We start from the raw sequence: 7416 nt of genomic DNA on the forward strand, positions 1-7416 counted from the left end.
TATACCGGCGGTCATCCGGCCTGGGACTGTAAGAAAAACGGTGTGTGAGGTTCCGGTCTGATCCGAAAGGAGACGGCCGTGTCCGAGTCCACGACCGGGATGACAGGGGTAATGATCGATCCTGTGACGGGAGAGATCATCGATCAGAAGGAGCTTGCGGAGCGGTTGCTCACGCAGGCCAAGGAGCAGGGCGTGAGCCTGGTGGGCCCGGGCGGGCTGCTGAACCAGCTCACGAGGAATGTGCTGGAGACCGCGCTGGAAGCGGAACTGACCGAGCACCTGGGCCACGAGCATGGCCAGACGCCGATCGCAGCCAACATGCGCAACGGCATCAGGTCGAGGACCGTGCTGACCGAGATCGGCCCTGTCGAGATTGAGGTGCCCCGGGATCGGGACGGGTCGTTCGAGCCGGTGATTGTGCCCAAGCGAAAACGACGTTTGGACGGGATCGACCAGATTGTCCTCTCGCTGTCCGCCCGTGGATTGACCACCGGGGAAATCGCCGCGCACTTCGAGGAGGTCTATGGGGCCAGGGTCTCCAAAGACACCATCAGCCGCATCACGGAGAAGGTTGTTGGCGAACTCGCGGAGTGGTCTGCCCGTCCACTGGATCCGGTCTATCCGGTGCTCTTCGTGGACGCGATCGTAGTCAAGGTCCGTGACGGGCAGGTGCGCAACACCCCGTTCTATGTCGTCATGGGCGTCACCGTGAACGGGGAGCGGGAGATTCTGGGGATCTGGGCCGGCGACGGTGCCGAGGGCGCCCGGTTCTGGCTCCAGGTGTTCTCCGAGCTAAAGAACCGCGGCGTGGAAGACGTGTTCATCGCTGTCTGCGATGGGCTCAAGGGTCTGCCGGAGGCGATCACGACCACGTGGGACCGAACGGTGGTGCAGCAATGCATCGTGCACCTGATCCGCAACAGCTTCCGCTACGCCGGACGCCAGCACCGCGACGGCATCGTCAAGGCCCTCAAGCCGGTCTACACCGCCCCGTCCGAGCAGGCCGCGAAGGAGCGGTTCGCCGAGTTCACGGCCGAGTGGGGCCAGCGATACCCGGCAATCGTCCGACTCTGGGAGTCCTCCTGGGCTGAGTTCGTGCCGTTCCTGGAGTACGACGTGGAGATCCGGCGGGTGATCTGCACAACGAACGCGATCGAGTCGATCAATGCCCGCTACCGGCGGGCCGTGAGGGCCCGCGGGCACTTTCCGAACGAGGCCGCTGCCCTGAAATGCCTGTATCTGGTCACCAGGTCTCTTGATCCGACCGGCGGCGGTCGGGCACGCTGGGTGATGAGGTGGAAGCCTGCGCTGAACGCGTTCTCGATTACCTTCGCCGGTGGTTCGAAAGAACCACTCACTAATGAAAACCGGCCGGACCCACACACCGTTTATCGGACAGTCCCCGGCTACGCCGGCGCTCCCGGCCTCAACACCTTCGGTGCCGACGTGTTCAACCTCCGTCGCTGAACCTCCGTCCAACCACGGGAGCGCCGGAGACGCGGCGGACACGGCCGGTTCATCCTTCCTCGGTCCGGGCAAGCCCCGCCGGCCCGGTGCTGGAGGAGATCGGGATCGAACCTCACGTGGCCGTGGCCTACGCAGCGTGGTCTCACCTCGGGTCCGCTCCGAGGCGGCATTCGCCGCCCTCACCGGGGTCAGCCCAATACCCGCCTCGTCATGGAGCGTCATTACGCATTGGACCGCAGCCATAGGGCTGCTTGGTCCTCTTCGGTGAAAAGCGCGTGGGGGTGTGCCCTGCCTCGGCTCATCAGTGCCCCGATTACCCTGTCGACCGGGGTCTTCCCAAGCAAGGCAACTGCCGAGATGTCGTCTCCCGGTAGAGGGACGCCGCGGCGGGATCGATATCTGCTTGGTTTGTCTTAATCAGGATCGGGCAGGCGTTCCCGTTCGTGAGCAATTCCACTGCGGCGAGGGAAGCTGCGGCATGAGCAACGTTAACGGTTATTCGGCTGTGCCACGTGAGGACCAAAATTCCCCGGGCGTCCTTCTCAAGATGTCCTCTGCCCTCGGCGAAGATGATGTCGGTGCCCTTACCGCTCAATGGCATTCTCGCCCTCTTCCGTTCCGGTCTCCCAGCACTTCTGTGGAGCCTACTACGGAGGCCAAAGGCCGGACCATGCACGGCAGCGCTGACCTTCCTCCGTGTAACGGGGAGGACGCGGGCGGCGTGCAGCTGTACGCGCTGGAGGTCATTGATGACCTTCCAAGCGGCACAGCGCGTGGCGAAGCGGAAGTGCAGTTCCAAGGCGGTGCGGGATTTCAAGGCTGTTCAGGCAGGTGGGCAGGCTCTAAGCTTTTGCCTCACCCACCTCACCTTAGGAGGCTCTTGTGCACACCTCTGATCAGATCGACCGCGCGGCTCAGGCCCGCCATCTCCAAGAAACCCTCCTCGCGCGCCTGGCCAGGGGCAGGGAATGGGCTACACCCGGCATCGAAGTGGCGCTGCGGCGTGCGCTGACAGGAATTGATACCGGCCTGGAAACAGCGTCACCACGCCTGCAGGCAAGCCTGCGGACTATCGCAGACGAGCTCGCCGGGAGAGTGGAAGCAGCGACGCCCCGGCTGCACGAGCGGATAGCGAGGCTTATCCCCGAGGCAGAGATCCAGCCGCAGGGGATCCCATCCGGAAAGGCAATCAGGAAGCTCTGGTGGTTCCTGGTGGGCGGTACGGTGGGCATGGCTGGCGGTCTGGCCGTGTTGCGGGCAGCGCGCCGGGTTTCGAAACCCGAAGAAGTTGCACCTGCGGGGGAAACAGCCGGGGACTGGCCGCCGTGGGCGGAATCCTTCGCATAAAACGTTCAGCAGCGGCCGCTCGCAATCCCTCGCCCTTGTGTGGCGGCGGTTGCCCTTCACAAGTCAGACCTGAAGCAGGCTGGCGAGAACCTCAAGGACGCCCACGGTCCAAAGGGTCCGCGGGCGGCGAACATCCGCCCTCTGACGAGATTGCCCGTCAGGAATGTGACCGGCTAAGGACGGGTGCGCTGGAAGGGATCCTGTTGTCATTGGTTTGGGGCGTGGGGAAGAACCCGTGCGGAGATGAAGAGGAACCGGCGTGGCCATCGACTTTGACGCTCCACGTAGGGCCGAGGAGGACAGCTCCGAGTCCCTGGAATTGCTGGAGGCCCCGCGCGGAAATGCGGTCCCGGCCCTCGTTGACGCAGATGAAAGCGACACGGCCGAAGGTATCGAACTTCCCGGCGCGGACCTTTCCGGTGAAGAACTGAATATCACCGTGGTGCCGGTGCAGGCAGATGAATCACCTGCTCGTCCTGTTTCCTGGTCCATCACCGCTCACAGATGGCCCGGGAAAGCAAAGGCCTGAGATTCTGCCTGGAATGCGAAGGCTAAGCGGCATGCCCTGACGAGCGGGCGGATCCGTCCGTCTGGTTCTTGGACGGCAGGGACCTGGGGGCTGGGGGTTGCCGGGCCCGGTGCATCTGGGGGGAGTGCGTCCGGGCCCGGCAGTCCCGGCGGGGACGGCGCTCAGACCGCAACACCGGGACACCTGCGAGTATCATTCACCGAGGTTAGAAAAAGCCGGGCTTTCCACCCCCGAACAGGGGGATATGCGCCCCCCTGCGGGTGCCGGGAGTTTCCAGACCGCCTCTGAACGTCGGCATCCGGGTCCTGAATATCGCGGGAAGTCCTGGAAGGACAAGAGTCTCGTCCTTCCAGGCCCCGTGCATCCCCACCAGGACCCTGCAGGCCCGCCTGTCGAGTATTTCGAGTGCCCTGCACGCCTCAATGTTCTCCGGCCCGGCCGGCAACGCACCACCCCCGGACCTCCACGCCTCCGCAGGGCAGCCTGACTGCCAGCGACCTCCAATCGCCATCAGACGCCCGGCCACCGCCGGACGCTGCAGGCGTGAGGGGGCGGACGAGGCGGGGATGAACGCCCGGGCGCCGACCTGCAGGTCCGCCATTCGGGTACGCGGCACACTTGGGTGGCCGAGCGCGGCCTGCTCTGTCCTTCGCACCGGCCCGGACGTATCCTGATCCCGGCGTCAGGGTATCCGGATCCTGCCGCGGCCTCACAAGGAGCAGCCCATGACGATTCCTCCGTTCCCTAAACCCGACCCCTTCCCTCCGGATCCTGGCCCGTCGGGGCCTGGTTCCCCGGACCCAGACCCTTATCCGGCACCAGGGCCACTGCCCATTCCCGACCCCGGACCGGTACCGCCACATCCGGATCCCACCCGCAGTCACGCCGGCGGTTCATAGCAGCACCCCGCACCCGGGACTTTGAAATAGCTGCCTTCCGGACAGAGGATGATGAATGCGGACCGAGCCTGAGACCGGACCGGCAACGCAGTCCGCGGCCGGCACTGGCGAGGGGGAGGCGTTGGCGGTGACCGTGCAGACCTCCAGCACCCGTCCGGCAGACTGCTGGGGCCGCGGACGCTGGCCCGGGCAATAAGCCTGCTCATTGACCAAATCACGGACATGACATGTTCTGACCCCAGCCCGCTCCCCGGAGGACCTGGAGCTGTCCCTGCACGTGAGCGCGCTGCCCGCAGGCAAGGAAATCACCGTGACCTGGAACGGCTGAACCAACCCCCAGGCGCCCCCACGCGCCGCGCTTCCGGAGAACCACCTGACGGGCATCCGTCGCATTCACCCTGAAACCACACTGACCGGCACCATAATGAAAGGCGGCACCGACTGACATGCGCATCAAGGACCACTGGAACCGGCTCTCCCCGTCCACTCGGCAATGGTTCATCGACAATCCCGGATGTGTGATCGTGCCGCGCACTCTCAGGGCCGCCGTCACGGCCGAAACCGGCGAAGACTCCGGCGTCGACGCCCACGGCGAGACCGTCCTCTCCGAAGACGACCAGCTCTTCATCCGGTCCATGACCCGGGAGGAAGCGCCAACAGCGGATCGTCCCGACAGCCTGCACTGACCCTGCCGTAGCCCCGGACCCTCTCCTACGCCAGAGCCGGGGTTAACGTGATCAATAAAGCACGGGGTGGATTCCCATAGTTGGGCGGGCCTGTAGCGGACTCTTCAGGGGCACGCGGAGAGCACCTGACAGTAGGAGACCCCGGGCCCGGGGGCGGACGCGAAGAAGCTGTCCCTTTCGGGCGTGGCTTGTTGCTCCTTCAGGCTGGTTCCTGCTGTGGCAAGGGAACCGCCATACTGGAATTCCAACCTTCCGGACATGCCCCCGGTCAAAATACTGTGAGGACGCCATGACCATGCTCCCGATGAATCAACGTCCCCGAGCCGTCATCCGCGATGAGTCGGGCATCGTCGTTCCTCCTGAACGCTGGAACGACGAGCAGCGCCGCCAGGCGCGCGCATCCATCATCGATCAGTTCCGCCGTGGCTTCCAGCGGCACACGCTGGAAGAGGTCCGCCACGAAATGGCGGCCCGCTGGAGCTACGTTGAATCCTGGGAGGAAGAAAAGGCCGTAAGGGAATGGATCCTGAGCCAGCTGGACGGTTTGATCGGTGGCGGTAACAAGGCCGGAGGAGCCGGCCCTGACGCCGCCGGGCCAGGATCACCCGAATTCCTGGACCCCATCGCCGCCCGCGACAGGCACTAACACCGCCGGATTCCGAGGAAAACAAGGGGCACGGCTTCGAACATTCTGTGCAGGTACCGTCGAAAAGAGCATCGGTTTGGCGGCTAAAATCCCAGTTCGAAAGGGCCCCATCACCCATCCCCGGCCGGCAACCGCCGTCCCCGTCAATGGGAGCACTTCACATCGTCCCGGCGCAGTCACTTCCCTGACAGCAACCTCCTGGATGCTTTAGGGCAGGTAGATTGTTCCGCAGCGGCGAAGACGCCGGGCTGCCGCTGGCGGGCCGGGACTGCACGGAGGTCACAATGAGCAGCGAGCAACGGCGGAACAACCGGGCCGAGATGGCGGCCGTTTCCGCGTTCTGGCACTGGTGGTCGGCCGAAGGAGCCACGGCTCTCACCGCGGCCGTCACTACCGGGAACTACGGGGACCTGCCGGACACCATCGGCGCCATGGTCAAGGCAATCCACCCCGGACTTAGCTGGGAGACCGGGCAGGGTATCCGTTCACGGCACCAGCTCTGCGTCTCCGGGGCCGGGGATCCGGTGCTGCGGGTCCTGGCCGAACGATGGCGGCGGGCCGGACCGGCGCCCACTCCGATGTGGGAATTCACCGCAGCCAGGCAACGCCAGCCGGGCATGCTAGCCGTCACCCTGGAAGTTCCCGGGCAGTGGGTCAACCTCGGGCTGGCCCGGGTATCGGTGACCCTGGACGAGGACCGCGCCCTGGCGAAAACCCGCGTTTACCACCCGGCCTTCACTCATCTGAGCCCCGCCTACCGCCACCAGGTTTCTTGCCTGCTGCTGGACTGGCTGCTCGGAGAAGACGACGTTCAGCGATGGATCGGAACCATCACCGCCGCGGGGACCGAACCATCGGACAGCCTGCCCGCATCAGACCTTCCCGGGATCATCGATGCCATGGCCTCCCGGCACGCGTACCCGGGCTGGATACTGCAGGAGGCCGGAACAGACCCGGGGCCCCGCTCGGTGGTCAGCGCCCTGCGGCCGGCGCGTTGGATTGATCACCCCCTGCTGGACCTGCACACCGCCATCCGGGTCAGCTACCCGCGGACCCGGAACGACGGGCAGCCGGACCATGACGCGCTGACGGACCTGCACCGGCTCGAAGAGGACCTGACCGCAGCCCTGGGACCGCGCGGCATGCTCGTCGCCACCGAAACATCAAACGGCCGGCGCATCCTGCACTATTACACCGACTCCGAAGACCAGAACGGCCGGGACACCATTGACCGCTTTACGGGAACCTGGCCCGATGTGGAGGTGGTCCACACCGATGACCCCGGATGGACCCTGATCAACTCATTCGCCTAGACACCGGTGCCGCTATCCACTCCCGGTCGGGGGAGCGGCCCGCCGCCACTGTTCGGCCAGGACCCGCAGACCGGGGTCCCCGGACCCTGAAACGCAGAACTGGTGCCGTGCACGAATGCCTGGTCCGGTCTCCCAGCCGAGTCCCGGGCCGATCGCCTTGATCATGGCATCGAGGGTGTCCGGAAGGTCCGGGTAGTCACCTGTTGTGACGGCGGCATTGAGGAGCCCGATACCTTCTGCTGACCACCACCGCCAGAACGCGGAAACGGCGCGCGTCTGAACCGTATCGTTGCGCCGCTGCACGCTCACTGCGGCCTCCTGTCGTCCCCGCCACAGAAGTGGCAACTGGCCGCGGCTTTGGGCTATATCCGGTCCCGGATTGACGAGTTGCCGGAATCGGCTGTCTGGACGCGATTCGGCCGGACAGGGTTGGGAAAAGCTTGGAGGGAATGCCCCCTCGGCACCTGCAACCCTTTTTGCGGATGCGTCACAGGGCTAATCGACGGAACGGGCACCCCGGCCCGGGCGT

5 protein-coding genes and 3 pseudogenes are annotated in these 7416 nt (G+C 65.3%); 7 read left to right on the top strand and 1 reads right to left on the bottom strand.

Annotation, left to right across the window (positions count from 1 at the left end):
• Window positions 1-111: 111 nt before the first annotated feature.
• The 7 genes and pseudogenes from J7I85_RS06950 to J7I85_RS06975 form a co-directional block, all read left to right on the top strand.
• Window positions 112-1335: pseudogene (locus J7I85_RS06950) on the top strand (IS256 family transposase); the annotation flags it as partial.
• Window positions 1336-1529: 194 nt separating this feature from the next.
• Window positions 1530-1696: pseudogene (locus tag J7I85_RS24930) on the top strand (IS110 family transposase); the annotation flags it as partial.
• 653 nt (window positions 1697-2349) lie between these two features.
• Window positions 2350-2814 carry a hypothetical protein gene (locus tag J7I85_RS06955; RefSeq protein ID WP_214848613.1) on the top strand — a complete coding sequence of 155 codons (465 nt, stop codon included), beginning with the start codon at window positions 2350-2352 and terminating at the stop codon, window positions 2812-2814.
• 259 nt (window positions 2815-3073) lie between these two features.
• Window positions 3074-3369 (top strand): annotated as a pseudogene (locus tag J7I85_RS06960) (DUF4193 domain-containing protein).
• A 1319-nt stretch (window positions 3370-4688) separates the two neighbouring features.
• Window positions 4689-4928, top strand: a complete 240-nt coding sequence (locus J7I85_RS06965) for a hypothetical protein (RefSeq protein ID WP_214848616.1) — start codon at window positions 4689-4691, stop codon at window positions 4926-4928.
• 304 nt (window positions 4929-5232) lie between these two features.
• Complete coding sequence (locus J7I85_RS06970; RefSeq protein ID WP_214848619.1) at window positions 5233-5574, top strand: hypothetical protein; 342 nt, start codon at window positions 5233-5235, stop codon at window positions 5572-5574.
• Between the two features lie 284 nt (window positions 5575-5858).
• Window positions 5859-6887 (top strand): DUF695 domain-containing protein, encoded by a 1029-nt coding sequence (locus J7I85_RS06975; protein WP_214848621.1) that lies wholly within the window; start codon window positions 5859-5861, stop codon window positions 6885-6887.
• Between the two features lie 12 nt (window positions 6888-6899).
• Here the strand turns inward: J7I85_RS06975 and J7I85_RS06980 are convergent, their stop codons facing one another.
• Window positions 6900-7196 carry a hypothetical protein gene (locus J7I85_RS06980; protein ID WP_214848624.1) on the bottom strand — a complete coding sequence of 99 codons (297 nt, stop codon included), beginning with the start codon at window positions 7194-7196 and terminating at the stop codon, window positions 6900-6902.
• Window positions 7197-7416 lie beyond the last annotated feature (220 nt).

Source organism: Arthrobacter sp. ISL-65, from assembly GCF_018613795.1.
Taxonomy (GTDB): domain Bacteria; phylum Actinomycetota; class Actinomycetes; order Actinomycetales; family Micrococcaceae; genus Arthrobacter.

Coding starts and splice junctions, on each gene's coding strand:
- J7I85_RS06965 (WP_214848616.1), top strand. CDS start 4,689: ATGCGCATCAAGGACCACTGGAACCGGCTCTCCCCGTCCACTCGGCAA.
- J7I85_RS06970 (WP_214848619.1), top strand. CDS start 5,233: ATGAATCAACGTCCCCGAGCCGTCATCCGCGATGAGTCGGGCATCGTC.
- J7I85_RS06975 (WP_214848621.1), top strand. CDS start 5,859: ATGAGCAGCGAGCAACGGCGGAACAACCGGGCCGAGATGGCGGCCGTT.